The 26,895-nt window shown below is 31.3% G+C and carries 17 protein-coding genes and 1 riboswitch; of the genes, 13 read left to right on the top strand and 4 right to left on the bottom strand.

Features of this window, described 5'->3' with window-relative positions; all coding sequences use genetic code 11:
* Window positions 1-114 precede the first annotated feature (114 nt).
* Complete coding sequence (locus ABF633_RS14485; protein ID WP_415524602.1) at window positions 115-1,995, top strand: glycoside hydrolase family 66 protein; 1,881 nt, start codon at window positions 115-117, stop codon at window positions 1,993-1,995.
* A 112-nt stretch (window positions 1,996-2,107) separates the two neighbouring features.
* Here ABF633_RS14485 and ABF633_RS14480 read toward each other — a convergent pair whose 3' ends face one another.
* Window positions 2,108-2,293: a hypothetical protein gene (locus tag ABF633_RS14480; protein WP_415524601.1), complete on the bottom strand. Its 186-nt coding sequence runs from the start codon at window positions 2,291-2,293 to the stop codon at window positions 2,108-2,110.
* A gap of 358 nt (window positions 2,294-2,651) precedes the next feature.
* On the opposite strand from ABF633_RS14480, the gene map reads away from it, so the two are divergent.
* On the top strand, window positions 2,652-3,401 hold the full coding sequence (gene map, locus ABF633_RS14475) for a type I methionyl aminopeptidase (RefSeq protein WP_415524600.1): 750 nt from the start codon (window positions 2,652-2,654) through the stop codon (window positions 3,399-3,401).
* 128 nt (window positions 3,402-3,529) lie between these two features.
* Here map and ABF633_RS14470 read toward each other — a convergent pair whose 3' ends face one another.
* On the bottom strand, window positions 3,530-4,711 hold the full coding sequence (locus ABF633_RS14470) for a cation diffusion facilitator family transporter (protein ID WP_415524599.1): 1,182 nt from the start codon (window positions 4,709-4,711) through the stop codon (window positions 3,530-3,532).
* 264 nt (window positions 4,712-4,975) lie between these two features.
* Between ABF633_RS14470 and ABF633_RS14465 the strand changes: the two genes are divergently transcribed.
* A complete protein-coding gene (locus ABF633_RS14465; RefSeq protein WP_415524598.1) occupies window positions 4,976-6,277 on the top strand; it encodes a M18 family aminopeptidase in 1,302 nt (433 codons plus the stop codon).
* Window positions 6,278-6,465: 188 nt separating this feature from the next.
* Here ABF633_RS14465 and ABF633_RS14460 read toward each other — a convergent pair whose 3' ends face one another.
* On the bottom strand, window positions 6,466-7,428 hold the full coding sequence (locus tag ABF633_RS14460) for a hypothetical protein (protein WP_415524597.1): 963 nt from the start codon (window positions 7,426-7,428) through the stop codon (window positions 6,466-6,468).
* A 315-nt stretch (window positions 7,429-7,743) separates the two neighbouring features.
* Window positions 7,744-7,904, top strand: a riboswitch (Lysine riboswitch).
* A gap of 248 nt (window positions 7,905-8,152) precedes the next feature.
* On the opposite strand from ABF633_RS14460, the gene ABF633_RS14455 reads away from it, so the two are divergent.
* The 9 genes from ABF633_RS14455 to ABF633_RS14415 all read left to right on the top strand — a co-directional run bounded on the left by ABF633_RS14455 (window position 8,153) and on the right by ABF633_RS14415 (window position 25,463).
* A complete protein-coding gene (locus ABF633_RS14455) occupies window positions 8,153-9,352 on the top strand; it encodes an aspartate kinase (protein WP_415524596.1) in 1,200 nt (399 codons plus the stop codon).
* A 140-nt stretch (window positions 9,353-9,492) separates the two neighbouring features.
* Complete coding sequence (lysA, locus tag ABF633_RS14450; protein ID WP_415524595.1) at window positions 9,493-10,794, top strand: diaminopimelate decarboxylase; 1,302 nt, start codon at window positions 9,493-9,495, stop codon at window positions 10,792-10,794.
* A gap of 479 nt (window positions 10,795-11,273) precedes the next feature.
* Window positions 11,274-12,440, top strand: coding sequence for a hypothetical protein (locus ABF633_RS14445; RefSeq protein WP_415524594.1), 1,167 nt, complete (start codon window positions 11,274-11,276; stop codon window positions 12,438-12,440).
* Between the two features lie 222 nt (window positions 12,441-12,662).
* A complete protein-coding gene (locus ABF633_RS14440) occupies window positions 12,663-13,436 on the top strand; it encodes an SDR family NAD(P)-dependent oxidoreductase (protein WP_415524593.1) in 774 nt (257 codons plus the stop codon).
* Window positions 13,437-13,693: 257 nt separating this feature from the next.
* Window positions 13,694-14,308: a hypothetical protein gene (locus tag ABF633_RS14435; protein ID WP_415524592.1), complete on the top strand. Its 615-nt coding sequence runs from the start codon at window positions 13,694-13,696 to the stop codon at window positions 14,306-14,308.
* Between the two features lie 33 nt (window positions 14,309-14,341).
* On the top strand, window positions 14,342-15,097 hold the full coding sequence (locus tag ABF633_RS14430; protein ID WP_415524591.1) for a DeoR/GlpR family DNA-binding transcription regulator: 756 nt from the start codon (window positions 14,342-14,344) through the stop codon (window positions 15,095-15,097).
* Between the two features lie 147 nt (window positions 15,098-15,244).
* On the top strand, window positions 15,245-16,057 hold the full coding sequence (locus tag ABF633_RS14425) for a Cof-type HAD-IIB family hydrolase (RefSeq protein ID WP_415524590.1): 813 nt from the start codon (window positions 15,245-15,247) through the stop codon (window positions 16,055-16,057).
* Between the two features lie 162 nt (window positions 16,058-16,219).
* Window positions 16,220-16,528 (top strand): MFS transporter, encoded by a 309-nt coding sequence (locus ABF633_RS14420; protein ID WP_415524589.1) that lies wholly within the window; start codon window positions 16,220-16,222, stop codon window positions 16,526-16,528.
* A gap of 280 nt (window positions 16,529-16,808) precedes the next feature.
* Window positions 16,809-25,463 carry a GH36-type glycosyl hydrolase domain-containing protein gene (locus ABF633_RS14415; protein WP_415524588.1) on the top strand — a complete coding sequence of 2,885 codons (8,655 nt, stop codon included), beginning with the start codon at window positions 16,809-16,811 and terminating at the stop codon, window positions 25,461-25,463.
* A 315-nt stretch (window positions 25,464-25,778) separates the two neighbouring features.
* Here ABF633_RS14415 and ABF633_RS14410 read toward each other — a convergent pair whose 3' ends face one another.
* Window positions 25,779-25,970, bottom strand: a complete 192-nt coding sequence (locus ABF633_RS14410) for a hypothetical protein (RefSeq protein WP_015614506.1) — start codon at window positions 25,968-25,970, stop codon at window positions 25,779-25,781.
* Between the two features lie 346 nt (window positions 25,971-26,316).
* Here ABF633_RS14410 and ABF633_RS14405 point away from each other — a divergent pair, with 346 nt between their 5' ends.
* Window positions 26,317-26,691 (top strand): desulfoferrodoxin, encoded by a 375-nt coding sequence (locus ABF633_RS14405; RefSeq protein ID WP_415524587.1) that lies wholly within the window; start codon window positions 26,317-26,319, stop codon window positions 26,689-26,691.
* Window positions 26,692-26,895 lie beyond the last annotated feature (204 nt).

The raw sequence follows: 26,895 nt of genomic DNA, 5'->3' as shown, positions 1-26,895 counted from the left end.
AGTTTTTAGAGTATAGTTTGTTTTGTAGTTAGATCATATACTGCAATAATCACAGTTTACTTAAAAGTAATAACATTACAAAAAGAGTTAATTCTTTAGGGAGGAGGCAATGATATGATGTCTATTATTAAAAAAATAACTATACATAAAAAAATGCTGTGGTTATTACTTGTTTTTATAATTATTAGTACTTTTTTAGTACTATATTTATCAAAGCCTAAAGTAAAAAATAATGGCACTGTTAATATTATTACAAATGTTAATACTGACAAATCAAGGTATAATCCTGGGGAGGCAGTTACAATATATGTTGATCTTAAAAATAACACTAACTCCGCCATAAGCAATGGATCAGTATCTTTGTTTTTTAAACATCTTGAAAATCAAATTTCTACATATCCTATGAAAACTTTTATACTTGCGCCAGGTGATACAATGACATTACGATTTATATGGACTCCTCCTAGAAAAAATTATCAAGGATATATGGTGGAAGCTTTGGCAAAAGATTCTGCAGGAAATATAATGGATAATATGAATACAGCAGTTGATGTATCATCAGATTGGTTAAAATTTCCTCGTTACGGTTATTTAACAAAGTTTGGTTTACAATCAGCGGATGCTAGCAGTAATGTAATATGGCAGTTAAAGAATTATCACATAAATGCAATTCAATATTATGATTGGCAATACAAACATCATGTTCCTGTCAGTGGAAGCTCGGCAAAACCTGACTCTTCATGGAAGAATCTTGCTAACCAAGAGGTGCATAGACAGACAATTCTTGACTATTTAAACGCGGGTCATGCAGATAACATTGCTGGTATGGAATATAATCTTATTTATGGTGCTGCAGCTGGATATGGTCAGGATGATAGTGGAGTAGATTACAACTGGGCACTACTTGATAGTCCAGGAGGTTCACAATGGAAGATGGATATGCCGGGGGGATGGTCAACACCAGCATTATATTTCTTTGATCCTTCAAACGCAGGTTGGCAGAACTATATTTTGAATAGAGAAAAGGATGTATTTACTGTTTTTCCTTTTGATGGGTGGCACCAAGACACGGTTGGAGACTTTGGAACAAAGTACACAACCAATGGTGAAGCAGTTTCAATAACAAGTACTTTTAAAAACTTCATAAATTATGAAAAAAGTAAAATGGGTAGTAAGAAGCTTTTATTTAATCCAGTTGGATTTAAAGGACATGATCAGGTTGCTGCAAGTAATGTAGATGGATTATACGCAGAATTATGGCCCTGGGATGGCTTTGTAACTTATAATGATATAAAGGGTGCAATTGATACTTCAAGAAATGAAGGCAATGGTAAATCCTTAATTGTTCCTGCATATATGGACTATGATGCAGCAAAGACACATAGTGAAAGCAATCCTGGATATATGAATACGCCAGGAGTACTGCTAACTGATGCAGCAACTTTTGCAAGTGGAGGATCTCGTATAGAACTTGGTGATGATACAAGAATGCTGTGCAGCGAATATTTTCCAAATCGTAATATGATTATGAGTGATGATTTAAAGCAAAAAGAACTTAGATATTATGATTTTTTAACTGCTTATGAAAACCTGCTGCGTGACGGACAATATAATACATCAAATTCTGTCTCATTAAAAGATTCATCATCAAAGGATATTGCTACAAGTACCACTAGCGAAGCAAATAAAGTATGGACATTTACTAAGAAAGATTCAAACTATGAAATTATTCATCTGATAAACTTAAGAGGTGAACCAAATAATGCTTGGCGGGATACTAATGCAGATTATCCAGTACCTACCACATTATCTAGTTTTACTGTGAAGTATTATCGTACAGACCCCGTAGAGAGTGTATACATGGCCTCACCTGACTATCATAGTGGAAAAACTTATAACCTACAATTTACAAAAGGAACTGATGTCAATGGAAATTACATTACATTTACAGTTCCCACTTTACAATACTGGGATATGATTTATATTAAAAAATAATGTAATAATACTAAAATTTTTCAGTGAGCTTATAAAAAGTTATATCATCAATGATTATTTGAATCATTGATGATATAAAAAATTTCTAAAAAGATTAAATAATTTTTTGAAATTATTGTCTGTCATCCTTATGTCTATTATATCCTCTCTGTGTCTGACCATTTACATTATATTTATCCATTGCAAATTGTTTTACTTCTTTAACTTGCTGAGACATAGCTGTTTCTGCGTCCTCATTATGATCTTCTACACTTTTTATATTAGCTTTTGAGCTATTCAATGAATTAAAGTTTGCCATTTTATAAAGTCTCCCTTCTACATAACTATAGTCAAATACTGTTATAATATTATAGTGATGCTAAAAAACTTTTAAGATTAAAATATTATCGTATTTATTTTATACAATATAACAATCATTATGCGGATTGATATGTGATTATATTGTGGTATAATTAGGAATAATGATTAAATAATTTTTTTAAAATTATTGGTTTTTGTAATTCTATAATTTATTTAATAAAATATTATATCATAATTTTTCTTTATTAATATAATGGAAGTAACATATGAATAAATTGATTTAAAATCAAATAATTAGTATAATAAGAAAAAGTTAAAGTATTTTTTTATGAGATCTAAGGATAGAAGGGATAATAGTGATAGAAATAAAGACAAAACAAGAAATTGAATATATGCAGGAAGCAGGCAAAATATTGGCAGCCTGCCATAAAGAAATTAGAAAATTGATAAAGCCTGGTATAACTACCATGGAAATAGACGCTTTTGTGGAAAAGTTTTTAAAAGAGCATAATGCTACTCCAGAAGAAAAAGGCTATATGGGATATCCTTATGCTACTTGTGCTTCAGTAAATGATGAGATTTGCCATGGATTTCCAACTAAGAATCATTTAAAAGAAGGAGATATTGTAACTATAGATATGGTGGTAAATTTAAATGGCTGGCTGGCTGATTCTGCTTGGTCTTATGCTGTGGGAAAAATATCAAAGGAAGCAGAAGATCTTATGAAGGTCACAAAAGAGTGCCTTTACAGAGGAATAAAGAAAGCTGTTATAGGAAACCACATAGGTGATATAGGTCATGAAATACAGACTTATGCAGAGTCTCTTGGATATTCTGTAGTAAGAGACTATACTGGGCACGGCATAGGTCAAAAAATGCATGATGACATATGTGTACCTCACTATGGAAGACCAGGAAGAGGTATAAAGCTTAGAGAGGGAATGGTAATTACTATAGAGCCTATGATAAATATAGGCAGCTATGAAACTGTGGAAGATGAAAATGGATGGACAGCACGTACAGTAGACGGAAGTCTTTCAGCCCAATATGAACACACTCTTGCAATAACAAAGGATGGACCAATAATTTTAACAGAGCAGGATTAATACTTAAAAATTGAAGATGTGGAACTACAAATGGTAATATTTACACCGTCGGGGTATAAATATTACCATTTATTAGTTTAACCAACTTGATAGTAACTTCGTCTTTTATTACAATTATGAATCAAAGTTTAATGTGTATAGTCTTGATCTATAGTTATGATTGTACTATAAAAAGGATTTGCCTCTCTTACCGCCTTATCAATATTATTTTTAAGGGTTTCTTTCTCTTCTTCTGATATTTTATTGTCAAAGCTTATAACTACGTCAAATATTAATTTTCTATTTTTACCTTCTCCAACTATTCTAAAATCATGAAGAGATTTTACAATGGGGAAGTCTTTTAATATTTTAATAACAGAATTTTTAGTTTGGATTACCTCAGCAGAATTATTACATATGGGATCCATATGTATAACTATAAACATATCCAGTTTTTCAGAAAGTTCTTTTTCAGCAGTGTCAATCACATCATGAATTTTCATAATTGGCATATTGCAGGGGACTTCAGCATGGAGAGATGCCATGGTTCTTCCTGGGCCATAATTGTGTATTATTAAATCATGTACTCCAGAAATATAATCATAGCTAAGCACACCGTCTCTTAGTTCTTTTACCAATTTAGGATTTGGGGCTTCACCAAGCAGTGGATTAAGGGTTTCCTTTATAAATGAAATTCCAGATATCAATATAAAAATTGCCACCACCATACCTACATAACCATCTATAGAAATATGAGTAAAATGTGATACCAATAGAGATATTATAACTCCAATTAGTATTACTACGTCATTTAAGGAATCAGCTCCTGTAGCTTCAATGGTAGAGGATTCAATTAACTTCCCTAAAGTTTTATTAAAGCGACTGAGCCACAGCTTTAATGGTATAGCAACTAGTATTATTATAAAAGTTAATAGATTAAAATTAACAGGCTCTGGATGCAATATTCTTTGAAATGAGCTTTTTACAAACTCAAAGCCCACTATTAATATTAAGAAAGAAACTACCAGTGCTGAAACGTATTCCATTCTTCCATGCCCAAAAGGATGTTCTTTATCCGCAGGTTTTCCTGCTAGTTTAAATCCCACAAGGGTTACCAAGGAAGAAGTTACATCAGCTAGATTATTTACAGCATCTGCAATTATGGCAATACTATTGGTAAAAATTCCAAGTATTATTTCAATGATAAAGATAAATAAATTAACTATTATTCCAATAATTCCACTTAAAATTCCATATTTTTCTCTAACATCTTTGTCATTTATATTATCGTAATTTTTTATAAAATGCGATACTATAAATTTTACAGTCATTTTAAACACTCCCTGCATGAGGCATGTTAAAAAAATAACTAAATGAATATAGTGGCTTATTTCTTTAAACATGCTTAATATTTTAAGTCCTATTATACGATATTTTAATTAAATAGTATAGTAATTATACTGCCTGTAATAATATTTATTATAAGTAGCTACTGAATTTAAGGTAAATATTTTTTAGTATTATGGAAAAATAAAGCCATTTTTTGATATACTTTATATTGTCTAAAAAATATGAACTCGGAGGTTTAATTAAATATGAATACTGAAATAGAATTAGCTGAAAATCTTATAGATTTTATATATGAAAGTCCTTCTGCTTTTCATGCAGTAAAGAGTATTAAAAAGGTGCTTGCTAAAAAAGGATTTATTGAACTTAATGAAGGCGAAAGATGGGAACTCCAAAAGGGTGGAAAATATTTTGTTGTTAGAAATGATTCTGCTATTATATCTTTTATTGTGGGAAGTGGTATTATAGCTAAAAAAGGCTTTAAAATTATTGGAGCACATACGGATTCACCTAGCTTTAGAATTAAACCCTGTCCTGAAATTACAGCAGAAAGAAATTATGTGAAACTAAATACAGAGGTGTATGGAGGTCCAATTTTAAATACCTGGCTTGATAGACCGTTATCTTTGGCAGGTAGGGTAACTGTAAAGGGAAAAAACCTTCTATACCCAGAATCTGCACTTGTGAATATAAAAAGACCAATTATGATTATTCCTAATTTAGCGATACACATGAACAGGGCAATTAATAAAGGTGTAGAGCTCAATAAGCAGACAGATGTACTTCCACTATTGGCAATTATAAATGATACTTTAGAAAAAGATAATCTTTTAGTTAAAACTATAGCTAAGGAATTTAATATAAAGCCGGAAGAAATACTTGATTTTGATCTTTTTCTATATGAATATAACAGAGGAAATATAATGGGACTTAATAATGAATTTGTTTCCAGCAGCAGATTGGATGATTTGGAGATGGTTCATGCAGGAGTGATAGCTCTTAGTGATTCTGATGCAACAGAAGCTACTAGTGTTCTAGCTTGTTTTGATAATGAGGAAGTGGGAAGTTCTACAAAGCAAGGAGCCGACTCAGAATTACTTGCCAGCACTCTTGAAAGAATTGTTATATCTTTTGGTGGTGATAGAGAAGATTATTTTAGAGCCCTTTATAAAAGTTTTATGATTTCTGCAGATGCCGCTCATGCAGTTCATCCTAATAGAGGAGAAAAAAGTGATCCTACCAATAGACCTATTATTAACAATGGACCAGTTATAAAGATAAGTTCAAATCAAAAATATACTTCTGACAGCAATAGTATTGCCGTATATGAAGCCATATGTGAAAAAGCAAAAGTACCAGTACAAAAATTTGTAAACAGATCAGATGAGCCAGGTGGCAGTACAATAGGTCCTATATCTTCTACTCATGTGGGCATAAGAAGTGTAGATATTGGAACACCGCTGCTTGCTATGCATTCGGTGAGAGAACTTTGTGGTGTTGATGATCATTTCCATGTAGAGAAATCTTTTGAGGAATTTTATAAATTATAGTGTAATTTGTGAGAAAGGGCGAAGTAACTATAAAGATTGATTAAACTAATAGATGATAATTTTGCTCATTGACAAGTGAAAGCTTTTCACCCGGCTTACACCACAAAAGCTTTCACTGGTTAATGAACAGAAACCTTCAAGTTAGTTCGCAACTTTCTTAAATTACTAATTAAAGATTCAGTAAAACTTTAACAGCAGTCACCATTACAGTCTGAATTTCCAGCACAGCTTGCACAAGGAGATTTAGTTTGTAGAGGTGTATATTCTACTTTGAAAGTACATTCATCAATAGAATATGCATCTTCGCTGTTGTTATTGAAACAAACTTTATTATCATTGAAACTTACCTTCATTGGAACTACTTCCATAACTTCATCATTGATAACACTTACTTTTAACCCTGGTTTATAGATTTTCTTTTCTCCAGCCTTTGTAGTAATTTCTATAGTATCTGATGAAGTTATCAGTGATTTTATATTTCCATCTTCAAAGAAATTTATAGAATTTAAATCTCCATGAATACCAAGTGCATTTGTATCATAAGAGGTTATAGTACCTATTGGAGTTTCTACTTTAGTTGGTTTAAGTGGTTCAAAGGATTTTAGTTTTCCACTATTATAAAAAGCTAAACCTATACGCGCCATAACTTTACCAATGGGTGAAATTATTTCTACAGGATTATTAGGCCAAAAAGTAATACTCTTTACAACTCCATCTTCATAGAAATTTACAGCTATAATTTTCTTTTCAAATTTTCCTACAGAGAGATCAAAGGAAATATCCTCTGCTAGTTTATATTCATCAAGTTCTGACCAGTAGGCTGTAATTTGACCATTTAAAGGGAATATACGTTTTATGTTGCCATTTTTGTAAAAAGTAATTAATTCTGCTGGTAAAGTTCCTATAGAAGTGTTGATTTTAGTTTGTTTTTCTAAATAAACACTTTGTAAATTTCCATCATCATAAAAAGAAAAAGATTTAATATGTTTACGTCTTTCACTACCATTCTCATACTGTGGAATAAAAGTTCCATAAGTTGTCTTTAATTTATTGACTTCAGTTACAACACAATCTCTTGGATTACCGTTTTTATAGTAGTCCATAGAAGATATGCCTTCAATAACACCATACTTAGTATTTAACTTTTCCATAATCTTCTCCCCCTAGGATATAATAAATATTATTTATTAATAAATTCTAAAAATTAATATTATTTTATACAATAATAATTTTTATGTCAATGTTAATAAGAGTGTTCATAATATATTACATAAAGTTAATAGTATAAATTTAACTATGCGAAGTAAATATGGTAGAAATTAAATGTAGAATTAAGATTAATATATGAAATTATGAACATTTGCCAGTATAGAAGGAAAATGTTTAGTATAATCGATTTTATAAAACAATATTGAAGTATTTAAGTTTATATGATATACTTAAACACAATTTAATATTATTTGATAACCTAGGGTAGAGGTGCTGTAGTTAATAGTATTTATTTGGAGTCGGTAGGCATTGATAAATTTAAAAAGGAACTGCAGCCGAAGAAAATAAGCTGACAAGATTATTTTCTGGCCTTACATAGAATATATGTGAGGCTGTCACTGATAGAATTAATAGATGTATATTAAAATTTATTATCTAAGTGTATATTATTATTGTTTGTGATTTAGAATAAGGGATTTATTAATTCGTTATGAAATAGATAATAAATAATATAATATATATTGAGTGGAGAGCTACAGGGTACACAAAGTTGCGGAATATTATGTAATAATATAAGGCGGCAAGGGTGTTCCTTTGCCGTTTTTATATTTTATAGATAAAAAAGCTTTAAATATATAAGTTCTAATAACAACGGGAGGGAGCTGGATGGCATTAATTGTACAAAAGTATGGCGGAAATTCTTTGTCTACCATTGATAAGATAAAAAAAGTAGCAGAAAGTGCCATTAACAAAAAAGAAGATGGTAATGATATAGTGGTGGTTGTTTCAGCAATGGGAGATGCCACAGACAGACTTATAAATTTAGCAAATGAAATTTCAGATGAACCAGATAAAAGGGAACTGGATGCACTTTTATCTACGGGGGAAATGGCCTCAGCTTCTTTGCTTGCTATGGCTATAAAGGAAATGGGTTGTGATGCCATAAGTTATACTGCTTATCAGATTGGTATGAGAACTACTGGTGATTATGGTAAGTGCCTTATAGAGGATTTGGATGACAGAAGAATAAATAGAAGTTTAAGAAAAGATAAAATTGTAATAATAGCTGGCTTTCAAGGTATTAATTCCATAGGAGATATAACAACCCTTGGAAGAGGAGGCGCAGATACTACAGCAGTGGCCATAGCTGTAAAGCTAAATGCAATATGTGAGATATATACTTATGCAGATGGTATATATAATATAGATCCAAGGCAATATGCAGAGGCCGAGAAGTTAGAAGAAATCGATTATGAGGAAATGCTTGAACTTACCAGTCTTGGCGCGCAGCTTTTGCATTTAAGATCAATAGAACTTGCACAAAAATATAAGGTACCTATACATGTAGGACTTAACTTCAGTAATGTAAAGGGGACAGTTATAAGGGAGGTAGATACTATGAATATGGAGAGTAAACCTGTAACTGGCATTGCTACCAGTGATGAGGATGTGGCAATAACTATTAAAGATATATATAGTGATATAAATATTCTGTCAAATCTTTTTGAAGCTTTGGCTAGTAAAAAAATTAGTATAGATATGATAAGTCAGACTGCTCCTATAGATGGAAAAGTAAATGTATCTTTTACAATACCAAAGGAATCTTTAGAGGAATGTCTTAATGTAATTGATGATTTTGCTGAAAGAGAAAATGTATATGTAGATAAGGATATAGATAAATTTTCTGTAGTCGGCATAGGTATGAAAACAAGTTCTGGAGTTGCTGCTAAAATGTTTAAATTGTTTAGTGATAATGGCATAGAGGTAAAGATGATAACCACTTCCCAGATAAGAATAACCTGTGCTATTAAACAAAGCGATAAGGAAAAGGCAGTACAGCTGGTAATAGATAATTTTAGACATTAACAAATAAAAATAAACATAAATATTAAAAAAATTTTTATATATTTTTATTGCTTAGAGTAGTTAATTTAGTATAATTATAATGTATTCTCAGGATAATTGCTTATTTATTATAGATATTAAAAAAATTTAGAGGTGATTTGATGAAGCTGTTTGGTACTATGGAAATTAAGGAAAATGAATTATACATAGGGGGAATAAGTTCTAATGAACTTTGTAAGGAGTTTGGAACCCCTCTTTATGTAATAGATGAAGAACTTGTTAGGAAGAATTGTAGAGATTACTATGAAAACTTTGATGTGGATAAAGGTAAGAACAAAGTTGCCTATGCGGGAAAGGCATTTTTGCCTACTGCAATGTGTCAGGTAATAAATGAAGAAGGTTTATATCTGGATGTGGTATCTGGTGGAGAACTTTATACTGCACATAAAGCAGATTTTCTTATGAAAAGGGTACTATTTCATGGAAATAACAAGACTATTGATGAGATTAAAATGGGGATAAGCTTCAATGTAGGAAGATTTGTTGTGGATAATTTTTATGAGATGGAAAAGATAAATGAAATAGCAGGTAAAAATAATAAGGTTCAAAAAATACTGCTAAGAATCACTCCAGGAATTGAAGCACACACCCATGAGTATATAAAAACAGGACAGGTAGACTCAAAATTTGGATTTACTCTGTTAAATAATGAAGCAATAAATGCAGTTAAAAAGGCAATATCACTTCCAAATATAAAGTTAAAGGGACTTCACTGTCACATAGGTTCTCAGATTTTTGAAATAAAGCCTTACGAAGAAGAAGTTGACATAATGCTTGATTTAATAAAAACTATAAAAGACGAACTGAATTATGAAATTGAAGAATTAGATCTTGGTGGCGGCTTTGGAATATATTATAAAGAGGGAGATAAGCCTAGAGAAGCTAAAGAGTTCTGCAGTGCCATATTAAAAAGAGCAGAAGAAAAGGCAAAGGAGCTGCAAATAAATTTACCAGCTTTAATCATAGAACCTGGCAGATCCATAATAGGAAATGCAGGAACTACACTTTATACAGTAGGTTCCATTAAGAATATTCCTGATATAAGGAAATATGTTTCTGTAGACGGAGGCATGACTGATAATATAAGACCATCACTTTATCAGGCAGAATATGAATGTGCTATTGCCAATAAAATTAATAATGAAGCCAATGAGGAAGTAACAGTTGCGGGAAAATGCTGTGAATCGGGTGATATACTTTTAACAGATACCAATATTGCACAGGCTGAAAGTGGAGATATACTTATTGTTTCAAACACCGGGGCCTATGGATATTCTATGGCAAATAACTATAATAAAATACCTAGACCAGCAGCTGTATTAGTAAAAGATGGTCATGCAAGAATTATCTGCAGAAGGGAATCTTATGGGGACGTTCTGAGAAATGAGCTTCCATTACTATAAACATATAAAGCATCAATTAATTGTTAAAATGAGTTTGAAAGCTTAGAGTACAAAATGTATTTAGTGCATTTTTCATTGTATAAAGAAAGAATAAGTTCGGGAAGTCGTCTATGGATAGCTTCTCGAATTTTTTGTTTTTGGAAATCTAAAATTACTTATAGATAAATCCAAATATTTTTTAAGTATAATTATAATTTAAATAAACAGTTGTGACATTTTATAGTATAATTAACTGGTAATGGAGATAGGTAATATTAATTATATACACATATTTTAAGGAGGTGGCACATATTAACGAGGATTTACTTTTTTTTATAATATTCGTTATATTGGTTGTTCTTATAGTAGAAGCAACTTTATTTCTACACAAATATTTTAGTGGATTTATTAGTTTTATTGTTAATCTTATCAAAAATAGATGGTTAAATAAGTTATTAAGTAAAAAAGATTATAAACAAATTTCAAAAAAATATCACAGCTTGGCCAATAAGGAGAAAAGAAAATTTGAAAGAGATAATTTGTTGGGAATAGCTGCTTTGTATGAACATGATTCTAAGACAGCTATTGATTTATTTAAGATTTCTCTTAAAGAGGCGCCTAGAGGCCATGTACGTACAATAGAAGATAATTTGGCAACAGCATATCTCCAGGATGGCTTACATATAGCTGCTTTGAATTTGTTTGAGGTGCACTATGAAAATGGTGGAGTAGGAGTAATTGGTTATATTTTAGCTTTATTGATGAATGATAGAGAAGGGGAAGCTAACACTTTCTATGAATATAATAGAAATATGTTAGATAATCAGGAAAAACATTTTATGGAACTTATATTAAGTTTTTCACTTTCAAAAACTGAAATAATAGAAGAACTTGAAAAAATAATAAAAGCTGATGAACTTTGGATCTATCAGCCAGTCCTTAAAGGGATTGTCCTTAAATGGAAATTATCAGTATTTTATAATTCTACAGAAAGATATAATATTCTTTTAACACAGGGGAAAAAACTTTTATCAGAGTTTCAAAAACAACCTGAATTATTTAATAATGAAAATGTTAAATACATGCGTTTACTTATTTCTAAGGTTATTCCAAGAATAAATACTTATGATGATGTTGCAGGATTGTGGGGAATAATTGATGGTATAGATGAATTAGCACTTAAATTGCCTCTGGATAATGAATTATGTGAGGAATGTTACTTGTTTTGGAATAGAATTTATTTTCTGTTTTCAAAGACTTCTAATATAGAAACCTATGATTTTGAGAAGGAGAAAAAGTTTATAAAAGAGCAAATGCCCTTAAATGCCAGATCAACAATAGATTGTACACACATATGTGATTTGTTTTTAAGTGAAAGTTTACATTTTGCAATTAGACTAGTGGAAATTTATAAATATGGTTTTACCTATTATTATTTAGATATAGTATCTGAGGAATTTGCAAAGGAAATTTTAACTTATGCTAAGCCTATTTCTGAAATTATTAAAGAGGCACCTTCTACAGAAGAATTTCTTGAACCACTTTTATATGATTTAGTTTGCAGCATTGATTCTGTTAAAGCTTCTGACGTAATAGATGCACTTAATAGAATTTCTCCAGAATATCGTGAAAAATTGCAACCTTTAAGAGAAAGAGTGTTAATATAGAAAATGTAATTATCAATGAATCTTGCTTAGTGGGAGTTTGTACTCCAAAAAAGTTTAGATGAATTATCCAGGGACGTAGCATCCGTTATCTCCAACTTTGATAGAAAAGCAGAGAACCAAAATCTTGGATTTTGTGTGAATCGCTTTCGCTGTGTGCGATGGGAGTATTACGGATGGTAGTCATCGGATAAATTTAACTTAGATGGTAGGGGAGTCAAAGTTATGAATAATACAGATACAGTCTTAATAACCGGAGCCTCTAGCGGAATAGGACGTGAGATTGCCAAAGTATTTGCCTTGCATAAATATAACCTTATTTTAGTTTCAAGGAGTACTGAAAAACTCAGAAAATTAGCTTATGAATTAATTGATGAATATAAAATAAAGGTTGAAATAATTGGACAGGATTTATCAAAAGTGGGTGCTGCAAAGAAACTATTTGATAATGTTACTGATAGAAATTTGCAGGTGGACATTCTTATAAACAATGCAGGCATGGGGGCGGTAGGACTATTTCATGAGATTGAAATTGAAAAGGATATGGAAATGCTGCAGCTTAATATAATTACCTTAACTGAGATAACAAAGCTTTTTTCAAGAAAAATGATAGAGAGAAAAAAAGGTAAAATTTTGAATGTAGCCTCCACAGGTTCTTTTGCCCCAGGCCCATTTATTGCAATTTACTATGCTACAAAAGCCTATGTGCTATCATTTTCAGAGGCACTTTATAAGGAATTAAAGCCTTACAATATAACAGTTACTGCCTTGTGCCCGGGAGCCACCAGAACAAATTTTGCAAAGGCAGCTGGAAGAGAGAATTCATCAATAGCTATGGAACCGGATAAAGTAGCCAAGATAGCTTATGAAGGACTAAAAAATAATAAAAGAGTAGTGATTCCAGGGGTAGCTAATAAAATACTTACAAGACTTCCAAGAAATTTTGTAAGTGATATGGTTTTTAGATATCAAAAGAAACTATCCGTTAAGAGAAAGTAAGTATAAATAAATTTATATTATTTTAATAGCAGAATAGTTAAAAAGCTGCCTCACAATAGATATATGCATTGTGAGGCAGTTCCTTTTTATATACTTATATAGTAATTTACTAGCCTATGTTATCTTCTTAAATAGAAAGTTCACAGATGTAAGATAACTTTCCACAAAAATTATTTTATATAATGGTAAAAAAATAATACTTAAAAGTGTTGATTAATTACTTATAAATACTTATACTAAAGGTAGGGGGTGATTATATGTATCAAGATAATGAAAGTAAATATTGCAAACAATGTAATCATTCTTATGAAGAAAGACTTAGTATACACTCAGAAGAGAAAAAGAAAATTGTTGAAAAGGCTCTAATGTTTATTAGAGAAGGCAAAAGCTATTTTTTTGATGTTTCTACAAGTATTCAATTTTTGGCCCAATCTATAGATAAAAAAATTACTGTATATACTCATTCAATAGATAATTTGTATATTCTTTCAGAGAAAAAAGATGTTGAAGTGCATTCTGTTGGAAACACTCTTAATAAAAATAATAGATTTTTTTATAGTGAAGACAACAAAAATTATTTTGAAGGAATAAATTTTGATGTTGCTTTTTTAGGGGCTACGGCTATAACGAAAGATGGAATATATTATGATGATAAAGAAGATGCTGCCATTAAAGCAGAAGCTGCTAAAAAAGCTAAAAGAGTCATTTTACTTGCGGAGCATGAAAAATATAAAAATATTTCCTGCTATAAGGGATTGAAGCTAAATGAAATAGATATTATCATTGTGGATCCAATGTCATGTAATTCCTTTGTTGATATTATAGTATCGCAAAATATTAATATTGATCCACACAGCTTAATTATTATGTAGATAGTGTTATAAATTAAGGGATAAGGTGATTGAATGTACCAGGAAGAAAGACTTTTAAAAATACTTGAATATTTAAAGGGACACAATAACATGTCCATTCATAATATTTGTGAAATGTTCAGTGTGTCAAGGGATACTGCAAGGCGTGATATTATAAAGCTTATAGAGCAGGGAACGGCAATTCGTACTCATGGTGGAATCAGTCTGCCAACTCTAAGAAACACAATTGAGGCCTACAGGGAAAGGCTTAAATACTATTCTGAGGAGAAAAAGGCTATTGCTAAGAAAGCTATGGAATTTATCAATGAAAAAGAACATTATTTTTTTGACGTGTCTACAACCGTTAGCTTTTTAGCAGAATATCTAAATAGGAGTGTCACTGTATTTACTCATTCTTTGGATAATATTGAAATACTTTCAGAGAAAAAAGAAATCTCCGTATATTCTATAGGAGGTCAACTTCACAACAAAAATAGATTTTTTTATAAACCAGGATGTACAGATTATCTTGATGGAATAAAGTTCGATACAGCTTTTATAGGGGCTGCAGCAATTAATGAAGATGGGATATATTATGATGACGAAGAGGATGCTTTTGTTAAGCAGGTTGCTGTAAAAAAGTCTGATAAAGTTATTATTCTTGCTGATTGTAAAAAATTCAAGCTTTCCAGTTATTATAGGGGGGTAGATTGGGAGCAAGTGGATGTGATTATTACGGATCAAAGACCACCAGCTGTATTTATGGATATTATTGAGGAACATGATATTCAATTGATTATTGTTGATTAATTAGTCTTTAATTCGTAGTAGGGAGAAAGGGCGAAGTAATAAATGGTAATATTTACACCCAAGGGGTGCAATTTTCCCCAATTTTGGTTCGCAACTTTCTATATTACCGAAGTAATTAATAAATATATTTAATAGGAGATGGGTTAAATGAATAAAATTAAAATGATATGCTTAGACATTGATGGTACCTTACTAAACTCTAGGCATGAAATTTCGGAAGGTACAAAAGCTGCAATTAAAATAGCTTCTAACGAAAGACAAATACCAGTTATATTAGTTTCTGCTAGGATGCCTAAAGGAATATTATTTTTGCAGGAGGAGCTTGAAATAGAGCAGCCGATTATATGCTACAGTGGTGCCTTGATTTTGGATAAAAGCAATAATATTTTATCCAAGAATATTATACCAGCTCATAATTTAGAGAAATTATATAAGCTTGTTTGCAATGAAAAGGTTCACATGAGCTTGTATAAAGATGATGAATGGTATATAGAAAAAATGGATTACTGGGCTAAACAGGAAAGTGATATAACAAATATTACTCCAAAGATTATGGATTTTAACAGCTTAATTCAATTGTGGTTACAAGAGGGTACAGGACCTAATAAGATTTTATGTATGGCAGAACCTGATGAAATAAATTTATTAAAGGGAAAAGTTAAGGACTATGATTTAAATATATATCCTTCTAAGCCAACCTATCTTGAGATTATGCCTAAGGAAGCATCAAAAACCTCAGCAATTAGTGTATTGAAAGAAAAGTTTGGCATAGAAAGAGATGAAATACTTGCTATGGGAGATAACTATAACGATATGGATATGATAGAATATGCAGGTCTTGGCATTGCCATGGGTAATGCTCCAGATAAAGTTAAAAAGTGTGCAAATAAAGTGGCTCTAACTAATGATGAGGATGGGGTGGCAGAGGCTATTAGGGAGTATGTTCTAGCTAGTGATTAGACTTTGACTTCAGTATCTTTAAGTTTATGTTAAACTTCTAAAAAATAAAAGGTTTTTTATAGGACATAAAGAATATTGCTTATTAATAATAAAATAGGGAGTACTTAAAAGAAATGCCTAAAGTCTAATAAAATACAAATTTGAATATTCAGGAGGGTTAAAATGAAGAAACTCAATTACAAAAAAACCTTTCTACTTGGATTCGGATTTTTTGCTGTGAGCATAACCTGGTCAGTATATAATGCTTTTATGCCTAAGCTTCTGAGCAATTTTATAGCCAGTTCTGCACTTATCGGTTTTATAATGACCATAGACAACTATCTTGCTCTTTTTATACAGCCAGCAGTAGGCATGTACAGCGATAGAATAAATACCAGATTTGGGAAAAGAATGCCCTTCTTAATGCTTGGAATGCCACTCGCAGCTATTGCCGCCATTTCTCGGAGCGATTATGGATTTTATTGGCTATAGATATATGTTCTTCTATGGAGCATTCTTTTTTATTCTTGCACTGTTCTTTATGAATAAAGTTAGGATTAAACCTTAAGAGAATCTTTGATTTTATAAATCATCGGATAAAATAATTTAAAATATTAAAAAGTCAACAGTATCCCAAATATCTGTTGGCTTTTTAATATTGATTTTAATTTTCTGATTAAATGTTTCAAATATGGGAATAATAAATTAAGCATCTAAAAATAAATAATAATTCAAAGATGCTTTGCATTTTTTTAGGAAAGGACGGTTATTTATGCCTTACATATATATACAGATAAGTGCTGTAATTTTAATTTTATCAATATTCATAGTTGTTACCTTTGAGGTAAGACATAGAAATGATTCTTTTGAAGAGTTCCCTCCTATAAATTTAGAGGGAGAAGGCTTAAAAAGACATGCAGCTTATATATCTGATTATCACAAAAGGATTAAAACTACAAATAGCAAAAGAAAAATAATGAAAAGTATTGATAAGAATTACAGAGATATACTTGCGGGATATGAATATATAGATAGAGATACAAGATATAAGAGAGATGTTATTCCAGCAGCAGAGTGGCTAATGGATAATTTATATTTAATAGAAAAAGAATACAAAGACATAAAACATAATTTGCCAGAATACTGTTATAAAAATTTGCCTGCTGTAGATAAGGGACTATTTAAGGGGTACCCTAGGGTATATCATATTGCTATGGAAATAGTATCTCATACATATGGAAAAATTGATGAAAATACTATATTGTCATTTATTGAAGCTTATCAGAAACAAACTGTACTTACAAATAGTGAACTATGGGCTTTGCCGAATATGCTTAGAATTGCTTTACTGCAAAATATAGGCAGCGTTACAAATAAAATAGTAACAGCTCAGAAAGAAAAAAATAGAGCCGATAGCTTAGGAGACAGATTAATAAATGCTGTAAATAATGAAAATGTAGATGAAGAATTAAAAAATATAATAGCTGAAAAACCTAAGTTTACATCACATTTTTCAGGAAGACTTTTAAAGGATTTAAGAGATAATGGAATAGAGAATGAGAATATATACAATTGGATAGAAAATAATTTGGCTGCTATAGAGAGCAGCAGTGAAAAAATAATGATAACTGAACATCAAAAGGAAATCGCATTTCAGCTTTCCATGGGAAATTGTATTAATTCAATAAGAGAAGTAGAGGCTTTAAACTGGATTGAAGCTTTTGAAAAATTAAGTTATATGGAGGAAATATTAAGACAGGATCCTAGTGGAATTTATGGAAAAATGGATTTTAATTCTAGGGATTATTATAGACATAATGTAGAGAGAATGGCTAAGCATATGGGTATCTCTGAATCCTATTTAGCTAGACTGTGTTTGGAATGTTCTCTAAATGCCAGTGAAAGATCTAAAAATGAATATGAAAAACATGTAGGATATTATATCATAGATAAAGGAGTAAATTATCTTAAGAGAAAAATAAGCTACAGAGCCAGGGGAATGGATATACTTGCATATGCTTTTAAAAATCATAAAGCAGCATGGTATATATTACTGAATATTGCTGGTACCATAGGGCTTATGGCATTCATTATAGCAAGAAGTTTGGCAGATGATACTAATTTTATTCTATGGAAATATATAATTTCAGGCATAGCTATAATAATACCTTGTAGTGAGATTATTAACTCAATTCTAAATTGGAGTATAAACCATCTTGCCACACCGAAATTTATACCTAAAATGGAGCTTTCAGAGGGAATATCAAGTGAATGTAAAACTATTGTTGCCATACCGGCTATATTAAGTGATGAGAAAACTGTTCATGAAATTATTGCTAAGCTTGAAGTATACTACCTTGCAAATAAAGAAAATAATTTATTTTTTGCTGTACTAGGAGATTTTAAAGACAGTGAAAATGAAAGTGAGCCAGAGGACAATAAGATTAATGAAGCAGCATTAAATGATATAAAATTACTTAATGAAAAATATAAAAGAGAAGATGGAGATATATTTTATTTCTTTAATAGAGCTAGAACCTATAATAAAAAACAAAATAGCTGGATTGGATGGGAAAGAAAGCGTGGAAAGCTAATGGAATTTAACCAGCTTCTTCGTGGAGATAGCAACACAAGCTATAATGTTATAAGTGGATCAATAGTGAATTTGCAGGATGCAAAATATGTTATAACACTGGATTCCGATACTCAGCTTCCTAGAGATACAGCTAAAAAATTAGTTGGGGCAATGAGTCATGTATTGAATAAAGCTATTGTAGACATTAAGAAGAAAAAGGTTACAAGGGGCTATGGCATCATGCAGCCAAGAATAAGTATAGATACAGTAAGTGCCAATAAGACCTTTTACTCAAAAATATTTTCTGGAGAAACAGGTATAGATACTTATAGTACTGCTATTTCTGATGCTTATCAGGATTTGTTTGGAGAAGGCATATATACCGGCAAGGGGATTTATGATATAGATATTTTTCAAAATGCAATTGATGGAAAGATAAAAGAAAATTCAGTATTAAGTCATGATTTATTAGAGGGAGCCTATGCAAGATGTGCATTGGTAACAGATGTGGAATTTATTGATGCATATCCGTCTTATTATAACTCTGGAACTAAAAGATTACATAGATGGGTAAGAGGAGATTGGCAGCTGATACCATATATGTTTAAACCTTCTTCGTTAAATGTTATTTCAAAATGGAAGATGTTAGATAATTTAAGGCGAAGTACTTTATCTCTCTCTATTATAATCTTATTGATACTTTCACTTACAATTGTTCCAGATGGTATAGATAAATGGCTCAGTTTAGCATTTATAGCTCTTATTTCCCCGTGGCTTTTTGATGTATCAGAGATTGTAGCTTCACCAATGAGGGGAATAAGTATATCTGGAAAGATGAATAGCAATAAAAATGTCATTGAACAGGTATTTTTAATATTTACTTTTTTAACTTTTAATGCATGTTTAATGCTGGATGCTATTTTTAGAACTCTATATAGAATAACTATAAGCAGAAAAAAATTATTGGAATGGCAGACTGCTGCTGATGCAGAGGCAAATAGTAATAAAAAATTTACAGGTTATCTATTATATATGTGGACGGGAAGCGCTGTAGCAGCAATAATAGCAGCTTTGGGTTTTAAGGCACAGCAGCCTGTAGGATACATTATACTTCCATCCTGCATTATTTGGTTTATAAGTCCTATTATAGCTTATTTTATCAGTAAGGATAGAAAAAAAATTGATATTAAGTTATCTGATGAAGATAGAAATCTACTTAGAAGAATAAGTAGAAAAACTTTTGCATATTTTGAAGATTTCATAAATGATGAAGAAAACTGGCTGGCACCAGATAATTATCAAGAAGATCCTGCAATGGGAGTAGCCCACAGGACTTCACCAACAAATATGGGAATGGGCATTACATCTAATTTAGCTGCTTATGATTTAGGGTATTTAACACTGGGTGAGCTTGTAGATAGGCTTGATAAAATACTTACCAGTATGGAATCCCTAGAAAGATATAAAGGACATTTTTATAATTGGTATGATACAAAGACAAAGCAACCATTAAATCCTAGATATATTTCAACAGTAGACAGCGGAAATTTAGTAGGATATTTATGGCTGGCATCTAGGGCTTTACAGGAATATATAAGTGAGCCCTTAATAACTATTAGATATGCAAAGGGAATTTGCGATATTTTAAGGCTTTCCAATGAGGAGATAGAAAATGCTTTTTCAGTAAAGAATAACTATAATTCTATGATAAGCGAAATAGAAGCTTATCATATGGATGCTGCTACATGGAGAAGAACTTTAACCACTTTATCAAGTGATTGTGACAAATTTGAAAAAAATAATAAAAATATAGTACTTTATTGGAATTCCAAAGCAAAGCATCAGATAAAAATGGGCTTAGATGAGATAGATAGAATTTTTCCTTGGGCAGAGTTAGTCTCAAAAAGAGATGAGATGATAAATGATAAGGGAAATGCCATAAAAGATTTATCAAATAAGGTGCCTCTTAAAGACATACCAAGAGAAATTGACAAAATAATAAGCACCTTTACTGTAAGCGATGATGCTTTTTCTTTTGGAAAGGATATAACTTGGATAGATAAAATTATTAATATGTTTAATGAGAGCAAGACCCAAATTGAAAAACTTATTAATAAAGTGGAAAATATAAGAATGAGATTAAATAACATGGCAGAGGAAACTGATTTTAAAATAGTTTTTGATTCCAGAAGACAATTATTTTCCATAGGCTATGATATGGAAGCAAATAAAATATCAAACTGCTACTATGACTTGTTGGCTTCAGAATCAAGGCAGGCAAGTTTTGTGGCCATTGCCAAGGGAGATGTAGAGCAAAGTCATTGGTTTAAACTTGGCAGGTCTATGAGTTTTATGGGAAAAGGCAAAGGACTTGTATCTTGGAGTGGAACTATGTTTGAGTATTTTATGCCTATGCTTATAATGAAAAACTATGAAGATACACTTTTAAATGAAACCTATAAAAGTGTAATAGAAGGCCAGAGAAAATATATTAAAGATAGAAAAATATCTTGTTGGGGAATATCTGAATCAGCTTTTTATAAATTTGATATAGCTTCTAATTATCAGTATAAAGCTTTTGGTGTTCCGGGTATAGGACTAAAGAGAGGTTTGATGGATGAATTAGTAATATCTCCATACTCAACAGTACTTGCCATGCAGCAGGATGTAAATAGTTCCCTTAGTAATATTAAGAGAATTATGGCAGAAGGACTTGAGGGAAAGTATGGATTTTATGAAGCTGTAGATTATACAGAAAATAGATTACCTAAAAATACAAAAAAGGCTATTATAAAATGTTTTATGGTTCATCATCAGGGAATGAGTCTTATGGCCTTGGATAATATATTAAATAATTTTGTTTTACAAAATAGATTTCATGATATTCCAAAAGTAAAGGCAACAGAATTATTACTGCAGGAAAGAGTTCCTAAGAGAGTGGTTTATGATAGAGATAAGGTATTTGAAATAGCAAATAACGAGAAAAATGATAGAAGTAATTTTATTGTGAGAATTTACAATAATGCTAAAACTGAAATGCCTGAAACTCACATATTGTCAAATGGAGTTTATTCTATGATGATCTCCAATAGTGGAAGTGGATATAGTAAAAAACAGGATATGATGCTTTATAGATGGAAGGAAGATGTAACCACTGAGGATAAGGGATTATTTTTCTATATAAGAGATATTACAGATAATAGGCTTTGGAGTGCTGCCTATGAGCCAAGTAAAACAGAAGGTGATTCTTATGAAGCTATTTTTGCTCTGGATAAAGTAGAATTTAAAAGAAAAGATGGAGATGTAGAAACTCATACTGAAATAGCTGTTTCTAATGAAGATAATACCGAGGTAAGAAAGCTTACGTTAAAAAATAATGGGAGCACTGAAAAACTTATTGAAGTAACCAGTTATTCAGAAATAACCTTAGCCCCCTTAAATGCAGATGAGGTTCATCCTGCCTTCAGTAATTTATTTATTAGAACAGAATTTGTAGAAAGTCCTATGTGTATTTTGGCTAACAGAAGACCTAGAGCCAAGAATCAAGATAAACCATGGCTTATGCAGACTATGTTTATAGATGGAGAAAATGATGACGATATCCAGTATGAAACAAGTAGAGTGAATTTTATAGGGAGAGGTAGAGATGTTACCAGTCCCTTATGCCTTCATGAGGGTAATGATAAATTAAAGAATACAGTTGGAAATGTGCTTGATCCTATAATAAGTATTAGAAGAAGTATAAAAATAAAACCTGGTACTTCCTGCAGTATTGTTTTTGTGAATTCTATTACTGATTCAAGAGAAGATGCATTAAATATGGCAACAAAGTATCATCAAGTGCAGAATATAAAAAGAGTCTTTGAACTTTCATGGAGTCAGAGCCAAGTTGAACTGAATTATCTTGGTATTAAGCCAAATCAAGCAAATCTATATCAGCTTATGGCTTCAAAACTTTTATTCATTAATACAATGGTAAGAGAAAGAGAGTATTACATTAAAGGTGTGTCTAAATCTCAAAGTGCACTATGGGCTTATGGCATATCAGGAGATTTACCTATAGCTTTACTGATTGTTAAAAATGAGTCGGATATAGGACTTGTAAGACAGATGCTTAATGCTCATGAGTACTGGGCTATGAAAGGCTTAAAGGTAGATCTTGTAATAATAAATATGAATGGGAATTCTTATTTGCAGGAATTACAAAATTCCTTAGGAGATGTAATTGCGTCAAGTCATTCTCGTGATAAACAAAATAAACCCGCAGGAATTTTTCTTCACAGCAATGCAACTATGAGTGAAGAAGATATTAAACTTTTAATGGGAATAAGCAGACTTGTTATAGATTCTGATAAAGGGCTTTTGGTAAGTCAGGTAAAAAGCAGCATAAAGCTGGAAGAAGATTCAGATTATATAGTGCCTAAGAATATAAATTATAGAGCAGCTGAATTTCAATATCCAGAGAGAGAGCTTACCTATAATAATGGTTATGGGGGCTTTGACACAGAAGCTAATGAGTATGTCATAACCTTGGAGGATTATAAAAATACACCTGCTCCATGGATAAATGTTATATCAAATAAAAATTTTGGTTTTCATGTTTCTGAAGCAGGCAGCGCCTATACTTGGTTTAAGAATAGTAGAGAGAATAAGATAACACCTTGGTCTAATGACTACGTTACTGATGAATTAGGTGAGGCAATTTATATAAGAGATGAGGATACAGGAAAGCTATGGAGTATTTCTCCAAAACCTATAAGAGATGGTGGTAAGTATATTATAGAGCATGGTTATGGATATTCTAATTTTAAGCATACAGCTAATGGTATAGCTGGGGAAATGATAATGTTTGCCTCTATGGAGGAAAGTGTTAAGCTTATTGAGATTAAACTTAAAAATATATCAGATATTAGAAGAAGTCTATCTGTAAGTTATTACAGTCAAATTGTATTGGGAGTTGTTCCTAGCCATACTGGTATTCACATAGTAACTGATATAGATAAAGAAAAAAATTTCATGTATGCTAAAAATCCTTACAGCCAAAATTTTGGGAACTCTTATGCCTATTTAAAAATTGCAGGTGGAAGTGAAGAAAGCTTTACAGGAAACAGAAAAGAGTTTATTGGCAGAGGTGGAAGCTTAATTTCACCACAGGCACTTAAAAAGATTAATCTCTCCAATAATATTGGAGCAGGATTAGACCCTTGCATGGCTGAAAATTGTAAAATAAGTCTGGAACCAAAAGAAGAGAGCAGTCTTTGGATTATATTTGGAGAAGATGAAAGTCTAGAAAAGATAAAAGAGATAATTAATAGATATTCTGATTATGATAATGTTACTAGAGAAATGTGGCTTACAAAAACATATTGGAAAAATATGCTTGGTAAAATCAAAGTTAAAACTCCAGATGAAACAATGAATATAATGCTAAATGGATGGCTAATGTATCAAGCAATAAGTTGTAGATTATGGTCTAGAACTGCATTTTATCAGTCTGGAGGAGCTTATGGCTTTAGAGACCAGCTGCAGGATGTAATGCCTTTAAGCTTTTTAAGACCTAAAATGACAAGAAAGCAGATACTTATAAGTGCATCAAGGCAGTTTATTGAAGGAGATGTACAGCATTGGTGGCATCCTGTAGTAGATAGTGGTATAAGAACAAGATTCTCAGACGATTTGTTGTGGCTGCCTTATGTAACCAGCGACTATATAAAGAATACTGGAGATTATAGTATTTTAGAAGAATCAGTGGAATATCTTGAAGATGAGCCCTTAAAGGCTGGCGAAGATGAAAGATATAGTATATCAAGGAAGTCCGATAAAGCAGGAACCATATATGAACATTGTATAAAAGCCTTAGAAAAGGGACTTAAATTTGGCATTCACAATATACCTCTAATGGGAAGTGGTGATTGGAATGATGGAATGAGTACCGTTGGAAATCAGGGAAAAGGTGAAAGTGTTTGGCTTGGATGGTTTGTTTATAGTATTCTAAGAGATTTTACAGATATATGTAAAATTAGAGGAGATGAATACAGGAGTCAAAGATATTTAGAGTTAAGTGATTTTGTAAAAGAAAATCTTGAAAAGAATGCTTGGGATGGAAAATGGTACAGAAGAGCTTACTTTGATGATGGAACGCCTCTAGGATCTTCTAAAAATGATGAATGCAGAATTGATTCACTTTCTCAATCCTGGGCAGTTATTTCAAAGGCAGCAAGTCCTGAAAGAGCAGAAACGGCTATGGATTCATTGGAAAAATATCTTGTTAAGGAAAATGAAAGAATGGTTTTATTATTAACGCCTCCTTTTGATAATTCTAAGTTGGAGCCAGGGTACATAAAGGGATATGTACCAGGAGTAAGAGAAAATGGAGGACAGTATACTCATGCGGCAACCTGGGTAATACTTGCTATGGCGAAGCTGGGTAAAGCAGATAAGGCCTGGAAATTATTTAACATGATAAATCCAATAAATCATTCTAAAACTAAAGAAGAAAGTGAAATATATAAAGTAGAGCCCTATGTTATGGCAGCAGATGTATATGCTGGTGAGCATGTGGGAAGAGGTGGCTGGACCTGGTATACAGGTACTGCAGGTTGGATGTACAGAGTGGGCATAGAAGGCATTTTAGGCTTATCGCTTGTAGGTGGAAAAGGCTTTAGAATACATCCTTGTGTTCCAAAGGAATGGATGGAATATGAGATAAATTATAGACACGAAAATTGTGTATATAATATAAAAATTAAAAGATCAGAAAATAAATCTGTAACTATAGATGGAAAGCATGTACAGGATGGAATAGTTCCATTTATGGAAGAGGGAACGCATATTGTAGAAATAAGATTTTAAGATTACACAAGGGTAATTTTCCTTAAATCAAAAAAAGAATTACATTAATCTTTTAATAAATCTACTGTATGATTAAATATAAATTATCAATGAATCTTACTTAGTTGGAGTTTATACTTCGACTAAGTTTATAGATATTCAATTTTATAATTAAACATTGTTTTAATCTACAAGGCTTTCTAATTTTATATCTTAAAACGTAAATTTATATATCAAGTTCTTTATCTATACATGAATTATCTAGAATAAAAAAGCTGATGCTAGAATACTTTAACATCAGCCTTTTATTTCAATTATTTAGTTGTTAGTGTATTTTTAGTCGTCGTAATCATCTAGAGGATCATAAGTGTAATCAAATTCCACATTTGAAATATTATTTGAAACTATAGGATCTATCACATTATCAGGAAGTTCAGTATAATCTCTTTCTGAATAAGCTTTAACTTTTTTTTGCGGAGCTTCAAAATATTCTCTTTCCTTTGGCAAATATGGTATCTTTTTTGACATATATAAAAACCTCCTTTAAAAACTTTTGTGAAAAGTCTTTATAAAATAGTATGTCCTTAAAAAAATAAATTAAACTTAGAATTTTATGTAAAAGATTTCTCTAAAATATTTATTAATTGCTTTGTTAATGATATAATTAAAAATAAGCAAATGTAGAATAAATCTTATTTAAAAGTAATTGTCCTATTAGCTAATTTGTGGAAAAGTGCTTAAGATATAGGTTTATTTTATTGAATAGTTTATCATGTCAAGGGTAAACTATTTAATAAAAAATAAGATAGTTGCTCTTATTTCTGCATTTAATTAAAATATACTTATTTATTAAAGATTTTGGGAGGGATATAAAATGACAGAATTAAAACAAATATACAAATGTCCTATATGTGGAAATATTGTAGAGGTTGTTAATAAAGCTGGCGGAACTTTGGTATGCTGTGGAAAACCTATGGAATTAATAACAGAAAATACTCAGGATGCAGCTTTAGAAAAACATGTTCCTGTAGTTGAGCAAAAAGGGGAAGAAGTTTTTGTAAAAGTTGGAGAAGTAGAGCATCCAATGATTGATACCCATTATATACAGTGGATTGAAGTAATTACAAAAAACAAGCTGTATAGAAAATATCTAAACCCAGGAGAAAAACCAGAAGCAACTTTTAAAATCGATGAAGAAATAGTATCTGTAAGAGAATACTGTAATATTCACGGTCTATGGAAAAAATAATTTAGTATATAACATATGCAGCATGCCCTAAATGAAGTAATGTTTTTACTTTATTTAGGGTTTTTTATTTCACCTGACTAACTTGGCGTAAGTCGCCCACGCGCTTTGTACAGCCATCATAGAAAATCGAAGATTTTGGTTCTCTGCCTGCACGCTGTGAAAGTGGGAGTACAACGCCAAGTAAGCCATGCATTTGCAGTTCTA

The organism is Clostridium sp., assembly GCF_047718555.1.
Classification (GTDB): domain Bacteria; phylum Bacillota; class Clostridia; order Clostridiales; family Clostridiaceae; genus Clostridium_I.
The sequence above is the reverse complement of the archived record's forward strand: the minus strand, read 5'-3'. Positions and strand labels throughout refer to the sequence as shown.

Excerpts from the sequence above, each read along its gene's own strand:
- ABF633_RS14480 (WP_415524601.1), bottom strand. The coding sequence starts at position 2,293 with ATGGCAAACTTTAATTCATTGAATAGCTCAAAAGCTAATATAAAAAGT.
- ABF633_RS14430 (WP_415524591.1), top strand. The coding sequence starts at position 14,342 with ATGTACCAGGAAGAAAGACTTTTAAAAATACTTGAATATTTAAAGGGA.
- ABF633_RS14470 (WP_415524599.1), bottom strand. The coding sequence starts at position 4,711 with ATGACTGTAAAATTTATAGTATCGCATTTTATAAAAAATTACGATAAT.
- ABF633_RS14405 (WP_415524587.1), top strand. The coding sequence starts at position 26,317 with ATGACAGAATTAAAACAAATATACAAATGTCCTATATGTGGAAATATT.
- ABF633_RS14435 (WP_415524592.1), top strand. The coding sequence starts at position 13,694 with ATGTATCAAGATAATGAAAGTAAATATTGCAAACAATGTAATCATTCT.
- ABF633_RS14485 (WP_415524602.1), top strand. The coding sequence starts at position 115 with ATGATGTCTATTATTAAAAAAATAACTATACATAAAAAAATGCTGTGG.
- ABF633_RS14465 (WP_415524598.1), top strand. The coding sequence starts at position 4,976 with ATGAATACTGAAATAGAATTAGCTGAAAATCTTATAGATTTTATATAT.
- ABF633_RS14455 (WP_415524596.1), top strand. The coding sequence starts at position 8,153 with ATGGCATTAATTGTACAAAAGTATGGCGGAAATTCTTTGTCTACCATT.
- ABF633_RS14420 (WP_415524589.1), top strand. The coding sequence starts at position 16,220 with ATGAAGAAACTCAATTACAAAAAAACCTTTCTACTTGGATTCGGATTT.
- ABF633_RS14425 (WP_415524590.1), top strand. The coding sequence starts at position 15,245 with ATGAATAAAATTAAAATGATATGCTTAGACATTGATGGTACCTTACTA.
- ABF633_RS14415 (WP_415524588.1), top strand. The coding sequence starts at position 16,809 with ATGCCTTACATATATATACAGATAAGTGCTGTAATTTTAATTTTATCA.
- ABF633_RS14440 (WP_415524593.1), top strand. The coding sequence starts at position 12,663 with ATGAATAATACAGATACAGTCTTAATAACCGGAGCCTCTAGCGGAATA.
- lysA (WP_415524595.1), top strand. The coding sequence starts at position 9,493 with ATGAAGCTGTTTGGTACTATGGAAATTAAGGAAAATGAATTATACATA.
- ABF633_RS14410 (WP_015614506.1), bottom strand. The coding sequence starts at position 25,970 with ATGTCAAAAAAGATACCATATTTGCCAAAGGAAAGAGAATATTTTGAA.
- ABF633_RS14460 (WP_415524597.1), bottom strand. The coding sequence starts at position 7,428 with ATGGAAAAGTTAAATACTAAGTATGGTGTTATTGAAGGCATATCTTCT.